Source organism: Exiguobacterium aurantiacum (assembly GCF_024362205.1).
Classification (GTDB): Bacteria; Bacillota; Bacilli; order Exiguobacteriales; family Exiguobacteriaceae; genus Exiguobacterium; species Exiguobacterium aurantiacum_B.
Genome location: NZ_CP101462.1, coordinates 1377062 through 1396328 on the forward strand (window position 1 = coordinate 1377062; position 19267 = coordinate 1396328).

The window sequence follows — 19267 nt, forward strand, 5'->3', positions numbered from 1 at the left end:
ATCGTAGAGGGCGAATGGAAAGAAAGGAAGTGACGGGATGCGAGTCGTCATTTATTGTCGCGTGTCGACGAACAAGTCCACACAAGAGACATCGCTCAGTCGCCAGGCGGACGAATTGACACAGATGGCGAGACGTCTTGACGCCGAGGTCGTCGATATGATCAGTGAGCAAGAGAGCGGGTATGAAGTCAATCGAACGGGGCTGCTCGATCTGTTGGAGCACGTCTCGACGTCCAATCTCGATGCCGTGCTCGTCAGCGATGACAGCCGTCTCGGACGAGGGAACGCGAAAATCGCCATCTTGCATACGCTCATGAAACATAACGTTCGCTTGTTGACGATGCAATCGTCAGATGAATACGTCGTCTCCGATGCCGAGAAGATGGTGCTTGAGATCGTCAGCGTCGTCGAAGAGTACCAGCGTAAAATTCATAACGCGAAAATCTCACGTGGTATGCGCCGGGCGGTCGCGAACGGGTTCAACCCGCATCGCAACATCCAGCACCACGACCAAGGCGGCCGAAGCCGAATCGAAGTCCCGATCGAGGAAATCGTTCAATTGCGTGAGCGTGGGCTCACGTTCGCTGAAATTGCGGCCACGCTCCGTGGTTTTGGTTATGAGGTGTCGAAAGCGACCGTGAACCGACGTTATTTGGAGCACGTGTCGGTACCAGAAACTTGATTCCTGCTCGCTGATTTTGTACAGTAGAAGGACAAATTCAGTAGAGAGGGGGCGAGCCTGATGCTAGCACCTGAACAGTTGGAGCGAATCAATTTCCTCGCCAACAAAGCAAAGACAGATGGTCTGTCACCACAAGAGATGGACGAGCAGCAAGCGCTGCGTCAACAATATTTGCAAGCGTTCCGCCAATCATTCAAATCACAGATGATGGGAATGAAGGTCGTCGATCCGGAAGGAAACGACGTAACGCCAGAAAAATTAAAAGATGAGCAGGAACGTTACCGCTCAGAATGACCATGAATGCACATCCTATTTCATATAGGATGTGCATGTTTGTTATACGCGAACGTGGATCAGGGGGACTCATTGATGTGTTTTCAAGCGGAAGGAAGTAAACGATTCCATTTAATGTGTTATACTAATTAATTAGTTGTGACACACGAATGAGTGTGCTAAAATATGACGGGTAGAAACTTTGTAACAACAGAGAGGATGAAATTAGTGGAAACAACTACTAAAGAATTATTAGCGATTAACTCGATTCGGACGCTCTCAATCGATGCGGTCCAAAAAGCGAACTCTGGTCACCCGGGGATGCCGATGGGTGCGGCTCCGATGGCGTTCACACTTTGGACGGATAAGATGCGTCACAACCCGAAAAACCCGAACTGGTTCAACCGCGACCGGTTCGTCCTTTCAGCGGGACACGGTTCGATGCTCTTGTACTCGCTTCTTCACTTATCTGGTTACGACCTTTCAATGGACGACCTCAAATCGTTCCGTCAAATGGATTCGAAGACGCCTGGGCATCCAGAATATCGTCACACAGCTGGTGTCGACGCGACGACTGGACCGCTCGGTCAAGGGATCGCCATGGCAGTCGGAATGGCGATGGCTGAGAAACACTTGGAAGCGACGTACAACCGTGATGAGTTCAAAGTGGTTGACCACTTCACATACGGGATTTGTGGAGACGGTGACTTGATGGAAGGCGTGTCGGCAGAAGCAGCCTCGCTCGCTGGTCACTTGAAACTCGGCAAACTCGTCGTCCTTTATGATTCAAACGACATCTCGCTTGACGGCGACCTTCACAAGTCGTTCTCAGAAAGCGTCGAAGATCGTTTCAACGCCTACGGTTGGCAAGTGATTCGCGTCGAAGACGGTACGGATATCGATACGATCGCGAAAGCGATCGACGAAGCGAAAGCGGAAACGTCGAAACCGACCCTCATCGAAGTGAAGACGGTCATCGGCTTCGGTTCGCCGAACAAGTCAGGCAAATCGGCATCACACGGTGCACCGCTCGGCGAAGCTGAAATCGAACTCACGAAGCAGTTCTACAAGTGGGAAGGTGAGAACTTCTACGTACCGAACGAAGTATACGACTTGTTCAACGATAAAGTCGTTGAGCCAGGCGCGAAGCATGAAGCGGACTGGAACGAACTCGTCGAAGCGTACAAGTCGGCACACCCTGAACTTGGTGCCCAGTTCGAGCGTGCGATGAACAACGAGCTCCCAGAAGGTTGGGACAGCGAGTTACCGACGTTCGAAATCGGTTCGAAGAAAGCGACTCGTCAAACGAGCGGTGAAGTATTGAACGCGATCGCCAAAGCAGTACCGACCCTCTTCGGTGGTTCGGCTGACCTTGCCGGCTCGAACAACACGATGATTAAAGGGGCTGCTGATTTCGATGAAGATCCAGCGGGCCGTAACATCTGGTTCGGTGTCCGTGAATTCGCGATGGCAGCTGCCGTCAACGGGATGGCGCTCCACGGTGGGGTTCTTCCTTACGGCGCGACATTCTTCGTCTTCTCGGATTACTTGCGCCCAGCGGTTCGACTCGCTGCGCTCATGGGAATCCCATCAACGTTCGTCTTGACACACGATTCGATCGCGGTCGGCGAAGACGGTCCGACACACGAACCGGTCGAGCACTTGATGAGCTTCCGTGCGATGCCAAACTTGTCTGTTCTCCGTCCGGCTGACGGAAAAGAGACGATTGCGGCTTGGAAGCAAGCGATCACGACGAAATCGTCACCATCGCTTCTCGTCTTGACGCGTCAAGCGTTGCCAGAGCTCGTTGGTACGTCGATTGAAGACGCGGCCAAAGGTGGCTACGTCGTCGCTGGTAAGTCGAGCGAAGCGGACGTCCTCCTGCTCGGTACAGGTTCTGAAGTCCACGTCCTCGTCGAAGCACGCGAAGCACTCGCAGCTGACGGCGTGAACGCAGCTGTCGTCTCGATGCCTTCGTGGGAATTGTTCGAAGCACAATCGGCTGAGTACAAAGAATCGGTCCTTCCGTCGTCAATCACGAAGCGCGTCTCGCTTGAAGCGGGCGCGACACTCGGATGGTACAAGTACGTCGGTTTCGGTGGAAAAGTACTCGGGATTGACAAGTTCGGCGCATCTGCACCTGGGGATCTCCTCATGAAAGAATATGGCATGTCGGTCGACAACGTCGTCGCTGCTGTCAAATCACTTTAATCGCATTGTGTCAGTGGTGGCCCGCAGGTTTTGGGTCACCACTTTTTTTTCAGACGACTAGCGAATTAGCGTAATATAGTGTATAGTAAAAAACGATGTTTCATATGGTAGAGGAGGTTAAGCCTTGAGTACATTATTCTGGATTCTTCTTATCGTGGCAGCACTAATCGGGGGTATCGCGATCGGTTTCTTTATCGCTCGTAAATACATGATGAACTACCTCGAACAGAACCCACCGATCAACGAAGATATGATTCGTACATTGATGATGCAAATGGGTCAAAAGCCGTCACAGAAGAAAGTCAACCAAGTGATGCGCGCCATGAACGTTCAAATGAAGAACGAAAAGAAATAATAATGATCGACCGAAGCACTTTGCGCCCGCAAAGTGCTTTTTTCATCCAGTTTTTGTTAGACAATCGAACAAACTTTCGCTAATCTAATAGAATAGTCTGAATTCAAGACAACATAGGGGGTGTTTCCAATTCGTGTATTTAAACAACTGGCTTGGTTTTTCAAGCTCGAGTGGCGGACGTATGCGTTCGGCATCGTCCTGCTCATGTTCGTCGCGGCGCTCGAACTCATACCGCCGCGCATCATCGGCCGAATCGTCGATGAGATCAACCGGGGAACGCTCGGTACAGATTTATTATGGATGTTGCTCGGCGGGCTCGCGGCCGTTGGGATCGGGAACTATGTGGCTCGTTTCTTTTGGCGATACTTCATCTTTGGGGCTTCGATTCGTCTCGGTCGGATGTTGCGGAGCCAGCTCTATCGCCACTTCACCGATTTAGATCAACGTTTTTATAAGAAGTCGCGGGTCGGGGATTTGATGGCCCATGCGACGAACGATGTCCAAGCCGTCTCGACGACGGCAGGAGCGGGGATTTTGACACTCGTCGACAGCATCACCATGGGAACGTTCGTCATCATTACGATGGTGACGACAATCAGCTGGAAATTGACGGTCGTGGCATTGTTGCCGCTGCCGATCATGGTCGCATTGACGACGCGATACGGCAAACTCTTACATAACCGGTTCGGGGTCGCCCAGGCGGCGTTCTCCGAACTGAACGATAAAGTCCAAGAAAGCGTCAGCGGTGTCCGGGTGTTGAAGTCGACCGGGGAAGTCGGCCGCGACGTCGACTCGTTCGAGAAATTATCCGACGAAGTGATGGCGAAGAATGTCCGCGTCGCCAAAATCGACGCCTTATACGATCCAACCATCTTCGGGATCGTCGGTTTGTCCTATATCCTGTCAATCGGCTATGGCGCCTATTTGATTGAACAAGGCGAGCTGACGATCGGTCAAATCGTCAGCTTCACGGCTTATCTTAGTTTGCTCACTTGGCCGATGCTCGCGTTCGGCTGGCTGTTCAATATCGTCGAACGCGGCCGGGCGTCGTACGATCGCATCGAGCGAATGCTCGCCGTCAAACCTGAAATTCAAGATGACCCGATGGCGGCGACGAAACTTGCCCATTCGGAGATTGAGGCGGACATCCGTGCGTTCCGCTATGATGAGACGCCTGTCTTACAGGACGTCACGTTCCGGATTGAACGCGGTCGCACGCTCGGCATCGTCGGACGGACCGGGTCTGGTAAGACAACGATCGTCCGCCTGTTGACGCGGGAGTATGACGTCCACGACGGCACCATCAAGATCGGTGGCATCAACATTCGCCAAGTAAAAAAATCACTCCTGCTCGATAAGGTCGCCGTCGTCCCGCAAGATCATTTCTTGTTCAGCGATTCGATTGCGAACAATATCGCGTTCGGAAAACCGGAAGCGAAACTTGATGAAATCATGGAGGCGGCGAAAATCGCCGAGGTACATGACGACATCATGCGGCTGCCGGAAGGTTATGCCACCCTCGTTGGGGAACGGGGCGTGACGCTATCGGGTGGTCAGAAACAACGGATTTCGATTGCGCGCGCCCTCATGATTGAGGCGGATGTGTTGATTTTAGACGACGCTCTCTCGGCTGTCGATGCGAAGACAGAAGAGGCGATTATTGATCATTTCCGGACCGGCAATCCCGACCAGTCCCGCTTGATTGTGGCGCACCGCCTGTCCGCCGTCGAGCACGCCGATGAGATCCTCGTCCTTGAGGACGGTCGCATCATTCAACGGGGCCGTCATCAGGACTTGATACGGGAGCCGGGTTGGTACAAAGACACGTATGATCGCCAGCAACTCGAAGCGATTGTAGAAGGAGGTGGCCACCATGAAGCATGACGTTCAAGAATGGGCGGTCATCAAACGTCTGTTGGCGTACACGAACCGGTACGCGCGTCCGCTCGGTCTCGCGTTCGTGTTCTTGTTGCTCGCCACCGGTGCAAAACTCGCCGGTCCTTTCCTAATCAAAGTGTTCATCGATGAGTTCGTGACGCCTGGCGTCTACCCGACGAATTGGGTCGTCACGTTGCTCGTCGTCTATCTCGTGCTTCATATTTCAGCGATCATTTTCGACTACTTGCAGTCGATCTCGTTCCAAAAGATCGCCTTGAAAATCGTCCAAAATATCCGGATGGATATTTTCCGCCACGTTATGGGCATGCGGCTCGCTTATTTCGACCGGACGCCGGCTGGCGTGCTCGTCTCGCGGATCACGAACGACACCGAGGCGGTGAAAGAGCTGTACGTCGGGGTGATGAGTACGTTCGTTCAGTCGGCGGTCCAGTTGCTCGGGACGTATATATTCCTCTACATCCTCGAACCGACGCTCGCGACGATGGGACTCGTGCTCGTGCCGTTGTTCTGGCTCATCATCTGGGTGTACCGTCGCTATTCGACAAAATACTTCGCCCAAGTGCGTGATTTGCTGTCGCAATTGAACGGACAATTGAACGAGTCGATTAACGGGATGGGAATCGTTCAACAGTTCCGTCAAGAAGAGCGGCTCGTCCGCCAATTCGAAGAGACGAACGAGGCCCATCAACAGGCGCGCTATCGGAACTTGAAACTCGACAGCATGTTGTTGCGGCCGATTATCGAGCTGTTGCTCGCCTTCTCGATTATCGGTTTGCTCGGTTATTATGGTGTCTTGTCGACGACCGAACAAGTGCAGGTCGGGGTCGTCTATGCGTTCATCAGTTATATCGAGCGAATCTTCCGTCCCGTGCTCGATATCATGCAACGCTTGAGCGAATTCCAACAGGCGGTCGTCTCAGCGGACCGTGTCTTCAAAATTTTGGACACGGATGAACCGGCCCCGGGCAAGAGCCTCGATGGAGCGGCTGAGATTGGCTCCGGGGAAGTCCGGTTCGAGAACGTCACGTTCAGCTACGATGGAGAAGTCGACGTGTTGAAACAAATCTCATTCGTCGCCAAGCCCGGTGAGACGGTCGCTCTCGTCGGTCATACCGGGAGCGGGAAGAGCTCAATCATCAACTTGTTGACTCGATTCTATCCGTACCAATCAGGACAAATTACCATCGACGGATATCCAATCGAACAGTTCGAGGAAGCCGAGCTCCGAGCCAAAGTCGGGCTCGTCCTCCAAGATCCGTTCTTGTTCACAGGGACGATCGAGGATAACTTGAAACTGTTCAACCCGACAATCGACTCGGACAAGGTCCGGGAAGCGGCTGAGTTCGTTCAAGCTCATACGTTCGTCGAGAAGCTAGAGGCCGGCTACGGGCATACGGTCGGTGAGCGCGGTGCGACATTCTCGAGCGGAGAGCGACAATTGCTCGCGTTCGCGCGGACGGTCGCCCGAGATCCGAAAATCCTGATTTTGGACGAGGCGACGAGTTCGATTGATACCGAGACCGAGGAGCGCGTTCAGCTCGCCCTCGACCGGATGAGACGGGGGCGGACGACGATCGCCATCGCACACCGTCTGTCGACGATTCAAGATGCCGATTTGATTCTCGTCCTTCATCGGGGCGAAATCGTCGAACGAGGCAACCATCAGGCGCTTTTGAAACAGGATGGGTTGTACAAAAAGATGTACGAACTTCAATCTGGTCAACGTCTGATGTCATAAATTACAAAAAAGACACCGTCTCGGTGTCTTTTTTCCATGGAAAAAGCCCGCCACTTCAAAGAAGGACGGGCCGTTCGATTTAATTAATTTAAGTGGTCTGAAGCGTGTATGGCCAGGACATGACGTGTGATCAGCTTGTCTAATTCTTGGCTGACATGAATCACTTCCGGAGACGTCCAACTGTGCTGTGAGGCGATTTCATACAGTTCATCGCGTTTCTGTTCAATGGCATAATGTAAGTTTTCAGCTGTGATGACCGCCACGGTGTTTCCCCCATCGTTGTAAGATCGATACTGACTAATAAGAATATCCAAATCTTAGCATCTAACACTACCGTTTACAAGTTTCATTTCCATTTCAAAGATTACAAATTGAGTCGTGAAACGTACTCGGAAAAAGATGCGAGCATTTTGAAAAGGTTTTCGCTATAATGGGGCTGAAAGGTGGAAGATTGCATGGAAGTCACACTCTGGCTCGCATTTGGGGCGGGCGTCTTATCATTTTTATCACCGTGCACGCTACCGTTGTATCCGGTCTTTTTATCGTATATTACTGGGGTCTCCGTCTCTGACTTGAAGAGCGAGGGACTGCGGCAACGCACGGCATGGTTTCACACGTTTTCATTCTTGTTCGGTTTCTCAATTGTCTTTCTCGTACTCGGTCTGTCGACCTCGCTAATCGCCGATGTGTTCATTCAATACAAAGATAGTTTGCGCATGTTCGGCGCGATTCTCATCTTCGTATTCGGCGTCTTTTTGGCGGGACTCTGGCAACCACGATTCATGATGCGGGAGAAGAAGCTTGCCTTAGGCGAGCGCAAGAGCGGCTATTTTGGGACGGCACTCATCGGGATTGGGTTTGCGGCAGGGTGGACACCTTGTACCGGACCGATTCTCGCTGGTGTCATCGCCCTCGCGGCATCGAACCCGAGTCAAGGGATGGGTTATATGTTGGCATACGTCATCGGTTTTGCCATCCCGTTCCTCGTCATGGCCGGCTTTGTCGGTAAAATCAAGTACTTGGCACGCAACAGTGCCAAGGTGGCAAGATTCGGAGGTTATTTGATGATGGCCTTCGGCGTCGTATTATATTTTGATGGCATGAACCGCTTCGCTGCATGGATGAGCGAATTAGTAGGATTCACCGGATTTTAAAGGGGTTGACCGAATGTCGATATTTTGGGGATCGACCCTCGTCGCACTGATGATGGGCTTGATTGCGAGCTTCGTTCGCGTCAAAGCGTCAGCACGGCCGACGAATGCGAAAAAGATTTTGATTCCGCCCTTGGCGATGTCGACGGGCATGTTGCAATTTCTCGTCCCGGCGTTTCGGCTCACTTGGCTCGAGGTCGGAGAGGCGCTGCTCGTCGGATTGATTTTCAGTGTGTTCCTCATCAAGACGTCGAATTTCGAGAAACGTGACGGAGAGGTGTACTTGTCCCGTTCGAAAGCGTTCTTCATCGTCGTGTTTGTCTTATTGGCCATCCGGACGGTCATGAAGGCGTTCCTTGGGGACGAGGTCAATATATTCACGACGGGTGGTCTGTTCTATTTGATCGCCTGGGGCATGATTGTACCGTGGCGCATCGCCATGTACCAAAAGTACAAACAAATCGTAGCATCATAAACGGCGTCCCTCGCGAGGGACGCCGTTTTGTCGATTACGAAGATTTTTTGGTCATGGCAGCTTCCGTCTTCGCATCGATCCCAGTGTTCGCTTTGACGAGGATACGCTCGAAGTTTCCAGCAACTTCGTCGGACTTCGTCACGTACGTGCCGATGATGGCGGCGAGGAAACCGAGCGGGATCGACACGATACCCGGGTTCGTGAGCGGGAATAGCGCCTCGCCGATAAGGATGGCCGAACCGTCCGGCGCCCACACATTCGGACTGATGGCGACGAGGAAGAGCGACGAGAACAAACCGACAATCATGCCGAACACGGCTCCTCCGGTGTTGAATCGTCTCCAATAGATTGTGAACAAGATGACCGGCAAGTTCGCACTTGCGGCGACGGCAAACGCGAGCGAGACAAGAAAGGCAACGTTCATCGACTGTGCGAAGAACGCGAGTCCCATCGAGACGAGGGCGACGGCGATCGAAGCGATACGGGCCGCCGTGACTTGTTCTTTCTCGGTCGCTTCGCCTTTACGGACGATGTGTCCATAGAAATCATGGGCGAACGCCGAGGCCGCTGACAGGACGAGGCCGGCGACGACGGCAAGGATGGTGGCAAAGGCGATTGCCGCGACAAAGGCGAACAACAAGTCACCGCCGAGCACTTGGGCGAGGAGCGGTGCAGCCATGTTACCAGCCGGGTTGGCGGCGATAATCGCGTCAGAGCCGACGAATGCGGCCGCCCCGAAACCGAGGAAAATCGTCAATATGTAGAACGCACCGATGACCCATGTCGCATAGACGACGGATTGGCGAGCTGTCGGCGCATCCTTGACCGTGAAGAAACGAATCAGGATATGGGGCAGACCGGCCGTCCCGAGGACGAGCGCCAAGTTGAGCGAAATCGTATCGAGCGGAAGCTTGAACTTGTTGCCCGGGTCCAAGAAACTGTCGCCGAGCGGTGTCGCTTTACTGACTTCAGAGAACATGGTGAAGACGGAGAAGTCAAAGCGAGCGAACACGAGAAACGAGATGATGGCAGTCCCAATCATCAACAACACAGCTTTCGTGATCTGGACCCATGACGTCGCGGTCATCCCTCCGAAGACAACGTACACCGTCATCAAGATTCCGACGACAACGACACTCGTCGTGTACGGGATGCCGAGCAATAGCTCGATGAGCGCACCGGCCCCGACGAGCTGGGCGATCATATAGAAGATCGAGATGACGATGGCGTTCATGGCTGCGACTCCGCGGACGCGCGGTTTGTTGAATCGAGCCGCAATCATATCGGCCATCGTATATTTGCCGAGGTTACGGAGCGGCTCGGCGACGAGATAGAGCACGACGAGATAAGCCACTAGGAAACCGATCGAGTAGAAGAAGCCGTCAAATCCGGCGAGGGCGATCATCCCGGCGATTCCGAGGAAAGAAGCGGCAGACATGTAGTCCCCGGCGATGGCGAGCCCGTTTTGGAACCCGGTCAACCCGCCGTCAGCCGTGTAAAAGTCGCTCGCGGTCTTCGTCTTCCGAGCAGCAAAGAACGTGATGACGAGCGTGAGCCCGACGATGGCGAGGAATAAGAGAATGGCGGTCCAGTTCATCGGTCATCCTCCTCTCGTTTGATGGCGGTGACGAGTTCGTCAAACCGACGGGCCCGGCGGCTGTACATCACACAGAACATCCAGGTCATGAAGAATTGGGCGAAGGCGAGCACCCAAGCCCATGTGATGTCCCCGGCGACGGGGATGTTCAAGAACGTGAAATAGCTTGTCGAGATTGGCAACGTGAAGTAGAAGATAAGGGAGAAGATGATGGATGGAACAATGAACCGATTCTTTTCTCGCATCAGTTTGTGGAACGTCTGGCTCTCGACAATCGCTTCGGCTGAGCGGGTACTGTCGGTTTGCTTGACGTGCGTGACATCATGCATATAAAAACCTCCTTTGGCATCAAGATACGTACATTATAGAAATGCAAATAAAGGAAAAGCTATCCATTTTTTATTAGTAAAAATGAAATCATTATACTGATATTGGTCATACCACTTTATTGTAAGCGTTTTCAATATTGTCTATATTATGAACGTTATTTTTAAATAGTTAACACGTCCGAAAAAGGTACTTTTGACCTACTGGTCGTATGGCACAATTTTGGGAACAGGAGACATAATCAATTGACCATGTCGAGTCGATGGCGCATGTTGAAAAAAAGACGCCAGGCACATGGCCTGACATCTCGTCTCATTGTTGGAAGTAGTGTTGATACACTTTCCAATCGATTTGTTCTTCTTCAAGCGCCTTCTTTAGAAACTTATGATCCCGCTTCGGTGTCGCAGCGATGTAGCCTTTGACAACGAGCTCGGTCGTCATTTCACGGGCACGCGTCTCTAAGGCGAACTGTCCGATCTTACCGGCGATTTTGCGGATGGCGACGTCGCGGAACAGCTCTGGTACCGGTGTGACGAGACGATCGAGCAATGTACGCGTCTCCGGTGTCCATAAGTGGCGTGTCTTGTCGATGTAATCATCCTCGATATCGAGGAGTGAGCGCCCGTCTTCTTTCGGCATTCGTTTTAAAAATTTGCGGAACATGAAGTAGCCGCCGATCGACATCAACCCGATCATCACGAATCCCCAGAAGACAATGAAATACATCACCAAGTTTTCTGGCATCGTCTTTCCCCCGTTCTGTCATTTCACGATCATTCAAGCTAAGTATACAAAAAAGGGGCGCGATACAAAAGCTACAGCTACCCGTTCCCTACTATAAAGATGGACGAACCGGGCCGATTTCGTTAGAATAGATAGCGTTGCAATGAGCAAGACATCGTATAAATCGTATTGTCCAGAAAGGAAAGAGCCATACATGAATCAATTAAAACAAGAAGTTGAGAAGCGTCGGATATTCGGCATCATCTCGCACCCGGATGCCGGTAAGACGACGCTGACGGAGAAGTTGCTCCTTCACGGGGGCGCCATCCGTGAGGCGGGGACGGTCAAAGCCCGCAAAAATTCCAAGCATGCCAAGTCGGACTGGATGGAAATCGAGAAACAACGTGGAATCTCGGTCACGTCGTCGGTCATGCAGTTCGTCTATCAAGACAAGGTCGTCTCGATCATGGATACACCGGGACACAACGATTTCGGGGAAGACACGTACCGCGTGTTGACGTCGGTCGATAGCGCCGTCATGGTCATCGATGCGGCCAAAGGGATTGAAACGCAGACGAAGAAATTGTTCCAAGTCTGTCGGATGCGGGGGATTCCAATCTTCACGTTCATGAATAAATTGGACCGCCAAGCGAGAGACCCGCTCGAACTCATGGAAGAGCTCGAAGAAGTGCTCGGCATGCCTTCGGTCGCCGTCACGTGGCCAATCGGGAGCGGGATGCAGTTCGAAGGGGTGTACGACCGCCTGAAGAACGAAGTCCACTTGTTCCGCGGCGAGAAATCGACGCTCACGTTGAATGAGGACGGTGTCAATGACCCGATTCTCGCCGACTATTTGACGGAAGAGAATTTGACGAACCTTCGAGATGAAATCGATCTTCTCGACGGTGCCGGCAATGAGATCGAAGTCGATGCGATTCAGCACGGGAAATTGACTCCGGTCTTTTTCGGGACGGCCCTCGTCGACTTCGGCGTGACATCGTTCTTGAACCACTATCTCGCCATGTCACCGGCCCCTGAGGCCCGTAAATCGAATGTCGGTCCAATCGACCCGACGTCAGAAGAGTTCAGTGGTTTCGTCTTCAAGATTCAAGCGAACATGAACCCGGCCCACCGTGACCGCATCGCCTTCGTCCGCATCTGTTCGGGCGTCTTCGAGCGCGGTATGGACGTCACGCTCACGCGGACAGGCAAAAAAATCAAGTTGAGTCAATCGACGCAGCTCATGGCCAATGACCGGGAGACGGTCGATCAGGCGTTCGCTGGGGACGTGATTGGAATTTACGATTCGGGGACGTACCAAATCGGCGACACGATCACGACATCGAAACAGAAAATCGCATTCGAGGCATTGCCGACGTTCCCGCCTGAACTGTTTATGCGCGTCTCGCCGATCAACTCGCTTAAGTCGAAGCATTTCCACAAAGGTGTGGAGCAGCTCGCCCAAGAGGGAGCGATTCAAGTGTATCGCAACGAATACAATGAGATTTATCTCGGTGCGGTCGGTCAACTCCAATTCGAAGTGTTCGAGTATCGCTTGAATAACGAATACGGCGTCGACATCCGCATGGAGCCTGTCTCGTACAGCGTTGCACGTTGGGTGAAGGACAAGGAATTGAAGGCGCTCAAACCGTTCCAGGACTCACGCAACATGCTTGTGACGGATCGTTGGGAGCGCCCCGTGTTCTTGTTCGCCAACGAGTTCACGTTCGACCGCTTCAAAGAACGGTATGAAGATGAGCTCACGCTCGTCGACGCCCTCGACGTCAATGTCGAGATTGGCGCTGAATAATGAATGGACGGACGGCTCTTTCATAGGGCCGTCTTTTCTAATTTCGGTAACTTGGTCGATTTTGATAAGTTTTACTTATGACTAATTTGTGACGGAATGTATTTTACGTCACGGTATAGTTGTATTATGATAAACATGTGATAAGTAAGCGATTACGGCACGTGCCGGCATCGCCGCTTTCAAAAAGGGGGATATCGTATGGAACAGACGAACGTATTAGACGCTTTCAAGTCTCGGACACAGTTCGAGGTCAATGGACAAGCGTACGATTTTTACCGGCTTAAAAAGCTTGAAGAAGAAGGGGTGACGGAACTTAGTCGACTTCCGTACTCGATTCGCGTATTGCTCGAATCTGTGCTTCGCCAACAGGATGGCCGCGCCATCACGAAAGAACATGTCGAGAACTTGGCTAAATGGGGTACTGCCGAAGTCTCGAAAGACATCGATGTTCCGTTCAAACCGGCTCGTGTCGTCCTTCAAGACTTTACGGGTGTGCCGACGGTCGTTGACCTCGCCTCACTTCGTAAGGCGATGGCTGACCTTGGTGGAGACCCGAACAAAATCAATCCTGAAATCCCGGTTGACCTCGTCGTCGACCACTCGGTCCAAGTCGATGCGTACGGTTTTGCCGGCGCACTCATGAAAAACATGGACATCGAGTTCGAGCGTAACGAAGAGCGTTACAAGTTCTTGCGTTGGGCTCAAACGGCGTTCGACAACTATCGTGCCGTCCCACCTGCGACAGGAATCGTTCACCAAGTCAACTTGGAGTACTTGGCGTCGGTCGTCCTCGAGAAGAATGACGGAACGGGCAATGTCGCCTATCCAGACTCGCTCGTCGGAACGGACTCGCACACGACGATGATCAACGGTCTCGGCGTCCTCGGTTGGGGTGTCGGTGGAATCGAAGCCGAGGCGAGCATGCTCGGACAACCGTCTTACTTCCCGGTACCAGACGTCGTCGGCGTCAAAATCATCGGTGAAGTCAATCCGGGTGTCACGGCGACAGACGTCGCGCTTGTCGTCACAGAGATGCTTCGTAACGAGAAAGTCGTCGGCAAGTTCGTCGAGTTCTTCGGTCCATCGCTTCACACGATGCCGCTCTCGGACCGGGCCACGATCGCCAACATGGCGCCTGAATATGGCGCGACGTGTGGTTTCTTCCCAGTCGATACGGAGACGCTCAACTACATGCGTACGACAGGTCGCCCAGAAGAATTGATCGACCTCGTCGAAGCCTACTCGAAAGCGAACGACTTGTTCTATACACCGGATCAAGCGGATCCTTCGTTCACGAAGACGCTCACGCTCGACTTGTCGAAAGTGCAACCGTCGCTTGCTGGACCGAAACGTCCACAAGACCGCATCAACTTATCAGACCTTCAGACGGCATTCGTCGACAGTGTGACGGCACCGGCCGGACACAGCGGCTTCGGTCTTGAAAAAGCCGAGCTTGAGAAAACGGCAGCTGTCAACTACACAGACGGCGCTGTCGACATGCGCACAGGTGACGTCGCGATTGCAGCCATCACAAGCTGTACGAACACATCGAACCCATACGTCATGGTCGGAGCAGGACTTGTCGCGAAAAAAGCCGTCGAACGCGGTCTCACGGTTCCAAAATTCGTGAAGACGTCGCTCGCACCGGGCTCGAAAGTCGTTACCGACTACCTCGACAAAGCCGGTCTCACGCCGTACCTCGACCAACTCGGTTTCAACACTGTCGGTTACGGATGTACGACATGTATCGGAAACTCGGGTCCACTCGACCGTGAAGTCGAAGAAGCGATCACATCGAACGATTTGCTCGTCTCATCGGTCCTCTCGGGGAACCGTAACTTCGAAGGCCGCGTCCACCCGCTCGTGAAAGCGAACTTCTTGGCGTCACCGCCACTCGTCGTCGCGTACGCGCTCGCCGGATCGGTCAACTTCGACATCATGAACGAGTCGTTCGGAACGGATAAAGATGGCAACGAAGTCTTCTTCAAAGACATCTGGCCATCAAACGATGAAATCAAGATGGTCGTTCAAGACGTCGTCTCACCGGAAGCGTTCCGTAAAGAGTACGACACGGTGTTCACAGGGAACGAGCGTTGGAACGCCCTCGACGTGCCAGAAGGCAACTTGTATGACTTCTCAGACGATTCGACGTATATCCAAAACCCGCCGTTCTTCGAAAACCTCGAGCCGGAAGCGGGCGTTGTCCATGCGTTGAACGGACTCCGCGTCATCGGGAAGTTTGCTGACTCGGTCACGACCGACCACATCTCACCAGCCGGAGCGTTCTCGAAAACGACACCAGCTGGCCAATACCTTCAATCAAAAGGTGTCGCACCGCTCGACTTCAACTCGTATGGCTCACGCCGCGGGAACCACGAAGTCATGATGCGCGGTACGTTCGCGAACATCCGTATCCGTAACCAAGTCGCACCAGGCACTGAAGGCGGCTTCACGACGTACTGGCCGACGGGCGAAATCATGCCGATGTACGATGCGGCCATGAAGTACAAAGAGCAAGGCACAGGCCTCGTCGTCTTCGCTGGAAACGACTACGGCATGGGCTCGTCACGTGACTGGGCAGCCAAAGGAACGAACTTGCTCGGCATCCGTGCCGTCATCGCGCAAAGCTTCGAACGGATTCACCGCTCGAACCTCGTCATGATGGGCGTCTTGCCACTCCAGTTCATGGACGGGGAGTCAGCCGACTCACTCGGACTCACAGGCGAAGAAGCGATCGACATCCAAGTTGACGAATCGGTCCGCCCACGTGATATCCTGAACGTCAAAGCGACTCATGAGAACGGTACGGTGACCGAGTTCAAAGTCGTCGCTCGCTTCGATTCAGAAGTCGAGATCGATTACTACCGTCACGGTGGAATCTTGCAGATGGTCCTCCGTAACAAATTGAAGTAAACCGACTGACCTTCCTTTGAAAAAAGGAAGGTTTTTTTGGTGAATGTGCGAATATAAGGTGAGACGGTGCATAATATCGGGAAGAGAATGGTGAGAGGGGGGAGTGTATGGAGCGACAAACGAAATCAGGTAAGAATTGGTGGCAACGGTTGACGCAAAAAGACGTAGTACCGGAGGAAGAGATTGACCTCACACTACCGCAGTTGCGCGAAGCCATCCATGAATATGAACAGACGTTGCCTAAAGGCGTCAATCGCACGGTCTTGCTTGACGAAGCGCAAGAAATCAATTTGGCACGGCTGAAAAAACACTTGCCCGGAAAACCGAGACAGCGGTTTTATATGTCAAAAGAGACGTTTCATATCGTCCCTGAGGACGAGCGCGAATTGGTCTATGAGATGGATCAAGTGCAACGGGCGCTCGATTTATACTTTGAACAAGAAAAAAAAATACCGTTTCGAAAATTTCAACAGACACTGCAATTGGATTTGACTCGATTACGCGAGGGCGGCTATTTGAAAGTACTGCCAAAACGGCCTTACTACGTCGTTGACGAGACGTTAATCGTATCCTTGGAACCGAAATCGCCAGAGTGACGAAACCGGACCGTCACTCTTTTTGTCGTCGCCGCATTTACATGCCAAGGGGTTGAGTCGGGTTTATAAACTATGTTACGGTGGGAAACGTATATGAAAATAAGAAAATTGAATAGGAGTGAGATTATGGAAAGAAAAAGCCAAGTGACGACCGTTTTCCTCGTTTCAGCCATTATCACGGTCTTGTTCACGATTTGGGGAATCTTCCCTGAGCGCCTCCTTGGCAATGCCAGTCTCTTGAACGTGACGACAAAGCTGCAAGGGTGGCTCTCGAACGGGATGGGTTGGTTTTATTTACTCAGCGCGACTGGGATTTTACTCGTCGCCGTCTTTTTAGTCTTTTCAAGATTCGGCTCGATTCGACTCGGTAAAGATACGGACCGACCAGAATTCAGTTATTTGACATGGTTCGCCATGTTGTTCAGTGCTGGAATGGGGATCGGCCTCATCTTCTGGGGAGCAGCAGAACCGTTGTCACATTTCCATGCACCGCCGTTTGAGTCGCCGACGCCTGAAGGCGATGCGCGCACTGCGATGCGTTATTCATTCTTCCATTGGGGCTTCCACCCGTGGGCAATTTATGCGATGATTGCGCTCGCCATCGCCTACTCGACGTTCCGTAAAGGTCGCCCGGCGACAATCGGGGAGACAATCGGGTCGATTGTCAATGATCGCTATGAACGTCCGGTCAAACAGACGGTCGATATTTTAGCCGTCATCGCGACCGCTTTCGGTGTCGCGACTTCGCTCGGCTTCGGGGCCCAGCAAATCGCAGGCGGTTTGCATTACTTGATTCCAGGCGTACCGAACGCGTTCTCGACGCAATTTATCATCATCGCGGTCGTGACGGTGCTGTACATGATCAGTGCCTCGACGGGTCTCGAGAAAGGGATTCGGATCTTAAGTAATACGAACATCTTTCTCGCCGTCGTTTTGCTCGGAGCAACATTAGTGGCCGGACCGAGCGCGTTCATCCTCGACTTGTTTACACAGACGATTGGGACATACTTGCAACAGTTGCCATCGATGAGTTTCCGTACCGCTGCATTAGAACCGGTCGAACGGGAATGGATCAACGGTTGGACAATCTTCTATTGGGCATGGTGGATCTCATGGTCACCGTTCGTCGGGACGTTCATAGCCCGCGTCTCAAAAGGACGTACGATTCGTGAGTTCATCATCGGGATTCTGCTCGTACCGACCTCATTCGGTCTGCTTTGGTTCTCTGTCTTCGGCGGATCGGCCATCTGGGCCGACTTGTTCGGCGGCGCATCACTGATCGACCAAGTCAACGAGATCGGGACGGAAGTCGGATTGTTCGCCTTGTTCGAGACGTTCGGTGGATTCGGGACGGTTCTCAGCATCGTGGCCATCTTCCTGATCTCGACGTTCTTCATCACGTCAGCGGATTCGGCCACATATGTGCTCGGGATGCTGACGACGAACGGGAAACTGATCCCGCCGATGCGCATCAAGTTGATTTGGGGCTTCATCCAATCTTCAATCGCTGCTGTCTTGCTCTATGCGGGTGGACTTGGAGCGCTGCAAGCGGTCGCCATCCTCGTCGCGTTCCCGTTCATCTTCGTCTTGATTCTGATGATTGTCGCCTTGTTCAAGGACTTGGCCGACGAACCGGACGAGCGGGACAAATGGATTGAAGCGTATAAAGACGAAGAAGATAAACTCGGATAAGTCGAAAGGGGTCTCCATATGGAGGCCTCTTTTTAGTGGTTAATGTTTTGCAGGACCCTCTCGCTAGTGTAGGATAGTAAGTGAAGAAGATTGGGAGGGCATTCTATGAAACAACAAGTGAAAAAGCGATTGAGTTGGGTGATTTTTGCCGGGATCCTCATTGTCGGCGCCCTGCTCGCCTATAACTTTTATTTGGTCACCAATTTGAATGACGACGAGGGCCGCACCAATCGGGCCGAGCCGTTCTATACGTCTGTGGTCATCGGCTATGAAGAGAAAAAATTGCCAGAAAACGGAGAGACGTTAGAAGTTCGTGAATACAAAGTGACATATGACGAAGACGGACATTTCGTGTCCGAGGTCGTGTCCGGACCGAACGTCGGATCCCGGGCCGAGTGGGACGGGACTGTCTACCGCGAGTTCAATCCGGACGGTGAGGAGACGAACAGTCAAGAGACGAGCTCAGGCGCGGTCGCCCCGCACCCGTTCTTGTCACGTGCAACGAACGAACAGATTCGCAAATGGCTAGACGATGGAACGCTCGGATCGAGTGAAGGTGATGTCGATATCATTGGCCGGACGGCACAAGCGTTCGTCAAGAAAGAATCACCGGAAGCCGTCCCAGCGGAATGGGTCGAGAAATATCCAACGATTTTCAGCGAAGACGAAAACGAAGAAGCGGTGACGTACTACGTCGATGCGAACGAGCGCATTTTGCTCGCCGCCGAGTCGCGTAACAACGGCAAGTTGTTCCATTCGATTCGCATGACTTCTTTTGAATCACGATAATCCGACGAGGAGCAGACTGAGACGTCGGCTCCTTTG

The 19267-nt window shown here is 52.6% G+C and carries 17 protein-coding genes; 13 read left to right on the forward strand and 4 right to left on the reverse strand.

Translation table 11 applies throughout. From position 1 onward, the window contains the following. Window positions 1–37: 37 nt before the first annotated feature. The 6 genes from NMQ00_RS07165 (at window position 38) to NMQ00_RS07190 (ending at window position 7158) form a co-directional block, all read left to right on the forward strand. Window positions 38–682 (forward strand): YneB family resolvase-like protein, encoded by a 645-nt coding sequence (locus tag NMQ00_RS07165; RefSeq protein ID WP_255178525.1) that lies wholly within the window; start codon window positions 38–40, stop codon window positions 680–682. A gap of 60 nt (window positions 683–742) precedes the next feature. Further along, window positions 743–976 (forward strand): DUF896 domain-containing protein, encoded by a 234-nt coding sequence (locus tag NMQ00_RS07170; RefSeq protein WP_034777788.1) that lies wholly within the window; start codon window positions 743–745, stop codon window positions 974–976. A gap of 198 nt (window positions 977–1174) precedes the next feature. Continuing rightward, complete coding sequence (gene tkt / locus NMQ00_RS07175) at window positions 1175–3166, forward strand: transketolase (protein ID WP_255178526.1); 1992 nt, start codon at window positions 1175–1177, stop codon at window positions 3164–3166. Window positions 3167–3290: 124 nt separating this feature from the next. Continuing rightward, entirely contained in the window at window positions 3291–3521 is a 231-nt protein-coding gene (locus tag NMQ00_RS07180; RefSeq protein ID WP_021067584.1) for a YneF family protein, read from the forward strand. Window positions 3522–3650: 129 nt separating this feature from the next. Beyond that, window positions 3651–5405: an ABC transporter transmembrane domain-containing protein gene (locus NMQ00_RS07185; protein WP_255178694.1), complete on the forward strand. Its 1755-nt coding sequence runs from the start codon at window positions 3651–3653 to the stop codon at window positions 5403–5405. Continuing rightward, the gene (locus tag NMQ00_RS07190; protein ID WP_255178527.1) at window positions 5395–7158 is read left to right on the forward strand and encodes an ABC transporter ATP-binding protein; all 1764 of its coding nucleotides are present in this window, start codon (window positions 5395–5397) and stop codon (window positions 7156–7158) included. The genes NMQ00_RS07185 and NMQ00_RS07190 overlap by 11 nt, the downstream gene beginning before the upstream one ends. Window positions 7159–7241: 83 nt before the next feature. On the opposite strand, the gene NMQ00_RS07195 is transcribed toward NMQ00_RS07190, so the two are convergent. Next, window positions 7242–7421 carry an aspartyl-phosphate phosphatase Spo0E family protein gene (locus NMQ00_RS07195; RefSeq protein WP_131435250.1) on the reverse strand — a complete coding sequence of 60 codons (180 nt, stop codon included), beginning with the start codon at window positions 7419–7421 and terminating at the stop codon, window positions 7242–7244. Window positions 7422–7613: 192 nt separating this feature from the next. On the opposite strand from NMQ00_RS07195, the gene NMQ00_RS07200 reads away from it, so the two are divergent. Further along, window positions 7614–8312, forward strand: coding sequence for a cytochrome c biogenesis CcdA family protein (locus tag NMQ00_RS07200; protein WP_021067580.1), 699 nt, complete (start codon window positions 7614–7616; stop codon window positions 8310–8312). Window positions 8313–8331: 19 nt separating this feature from the next. After that, window positions 8332–8784 (forward strand): CcdC family protein, encoded by a 453-nt coding sequence (locus NMQ00_RS07205; protein ID WP_255178695.1) that lies wholly within the window; start codon window positions 8332–8334, stop codon window positions 8782–8784. A gap of 34 nt (window positions 8785–8818) precedes the next feature. Here NMQ00_RS07205 and NMQ00_RS07210 read toward each other — a convergent pair whose 3' ends face one another. From NMQ00_RS07210 to NMQ00_RS07220, 3 genes are all read right to left on the reverse strand, one after another. Next, window positions 8819–10381 carry a solute symporter family protein gene (locus NMQ00_RS07210; RefSeq protein ID WP_255178528.1) on the reverse strand — a complete coding sequence of 521 codons (1563 nt, stop codon included), beginning with the start codon at window positions 10379–10381 and terminating at the stop codon, window positions 8819–8821. After that, on the reverse strand, window positions 10378–10710 hold the full coding sequence (locus NMQ00_RS07215) for a DUF485 domain-containing protein (protein ID WP_255178529.1): 333 nt from the start codon (window positions 10708–10710) through the stop codon (window positions 10378–10380). The genes NMQ00_RS07210 and NMQ00_RS07215 overlap by 4 nt, the downstream gene beginning before the upstream one ends. A 310-nt stretch (window positions 10711–11020) precedes the next feature. Continuing rightward, window positions 11021–11452, reverse strand: coding sequence for a DUF2621 domain-containing protein (locus tag NMQ00_RS07220; protein WP_131435242.1), 432 nt, complete (start codon window positions 11450–11452; stop codon window positions 11021–11023). 193 nt (window positions 11453–11645) lie between these two features. Between NMQ00_RS07220 and NMQ00_RS07225 the strand changes: the two genes are divergently transcribed. The 5 genes from NMQ00_RS07225 (at window position 11646) to NMQ00_RS07245 (ending at window position 19231) form a co-directional block, all read left to right on the forward strand. Beyond that, window positions 11646–13241: a peptide chain release factor 3 gene (locus NMQ00_RS07225; protein WP_021067575.1), complete on the forward strand. Its 1596-nt coding sequence runs from the start codon at window positions 11646–11648 to the stop codon at window positions 13239–13241. Between the two features lie 198 nt (window positions 13242–13439). Next, window positions 13440–16154, forward strand: coding sequence for an aconitate hydratase AcnA (gene acnA / locus NMQ00_RS07230; RefSeq protein WP_255178530.1), 2715 nt, complete (start codon window positions 13440–13442; stop codon window positions 16152–16154). Between the two features lie 107 nt (window positions 16155–16261). After that, window positions 16262–16750 carry a DUF3939 domain-containing protein gene (locus tag NMQ00_RS07235; protein ID WP_255178531.1) on the forward strand — a complete coding sequence of 163 codons (489 nt, stop codon included), beginning with the start codon at window positions 16262–16264 and terminating at the stop codon, window positions 16748–16750. Window positions 16751–16876: 126 nt separating this feature from the next. Then, on the forward strand, window positions 16877–18442 hold the full coding sequence (locus NMQ00_RS07240; RefSeq protein WP_255178532.1) for a BCCT family transporter: 1566 nt from the start codon (window positions 16877–16879) through the stop codon (window positions 18440–18442). 105 nt (window positions 18443–18547) lie between these two features. Beyond that, window positions 18548–19231 carry a hypothetical protein gene (locus tag NMQ00_RS07245; protein WP_255178533.1) on the forward strand — a complete coding sequence of 228 codons (684 nt, stop codon included), beginning with the start codon at window positions 18548–18550 and terminating at the stop codon, window positions 19229–19231. Window positions 19232–19267 lie beyond the last annotated feature (36 nt).

Excerpts from the sequence above, each read along its gene's own strand:
- NMQ00_RS07165 (WP_255178525.1), top strand. The coding sequence starts at position 38 with ATGCGAGTCGTCATTTATTGTCGCGTGTCGACGAACAAGTCCACACAA.
- NMQ00_RS07170 (WP_034777788.1), top strand. The coding sequence starts at position 743 with ATGCTAGCACCTGAACAGTTGGAGCGAATCAATTTCCTCGCCAACAAA.
- tkt (WP_255178526.1), top strand. The coding sequence starts at position 1,175 with ATGAAATTAGTGGAAACAACTACTAAAGAATTATTAGCGATTAACTCG.
- NMQ00_RS07190 (WP_255178527.1), top strand. The coding sequence starts at position 5,395 with ATGAAGCATGACGTTCAAGAATGGGCGGTCATCAAACGTCTGTTGGCG.
- NMQ00_RS07200 (WP_021067580.1), top strand. The coding sequence starts at position 7,614 with ATGGAAGTCACACTCTGGCTCGCATTTGGGGCGGGCGTCTTATCATTT.
- NMQ00_RS07210 (WP_255178528.1), bottom strand. The coding sequence starts at position 10,381 with ATGAACTGGACCGCCATTCTCTTATTCCTCGCCATCGTCGGGCTCACG.
- NMQ00_RS07215 (WP_255178529.1), bottom strand. The coding sequence starts at position 10,710 with ATGCATGATGTCACGCACGTCAAGCAAACCGACAGTACCCGCTCAGCC.
- NMQ00_RS07220 (WP_131435242.1), bottom strand. The coding sequence starts at position 11,452 with ATGCCAGAAAACTTGGTGATGTATTTCATTGTCTTCTGGGGATTCGTG.
- NMQ00_RS07225 (WP_021067575.1), top strand. The coding sequence starts at position 11,646 with ATGAATCAATTAAAACAAGAAGTTGAGAAGCGTCGGATATTCGGCATC.
- acnA (WP_255178530.1), top strand. The coding sequence starts at position 13,440 with ATGGAACAGACGAACGTATTAGACGCTTTCAAGTCTCGGACACAGTTC.
- NMQ00_RS07235 (WP_255178531.1), top strand. The coding sequence starts at position 16,262 with ATGGAGCGACAAACGAAATCAGGTAAGAATTGGTGGCAACGGTTGACG.
- NMQ00_RS07240 (WP_255178532.1), top strand. The coding sequence starts at position 16,877 with ATGGAAAGAAAAAGCCAAGTGACGACCGTTTTCCTCGTTTCAGCCATT.
- NMQ00_RS07245 (WP_255178533.1), top strand. The coding sequence starts at position 18,548 with ATGAAACAACAAGTGAAAAAGCGATTGAGTTGGGTGATTTTTGCCGGG.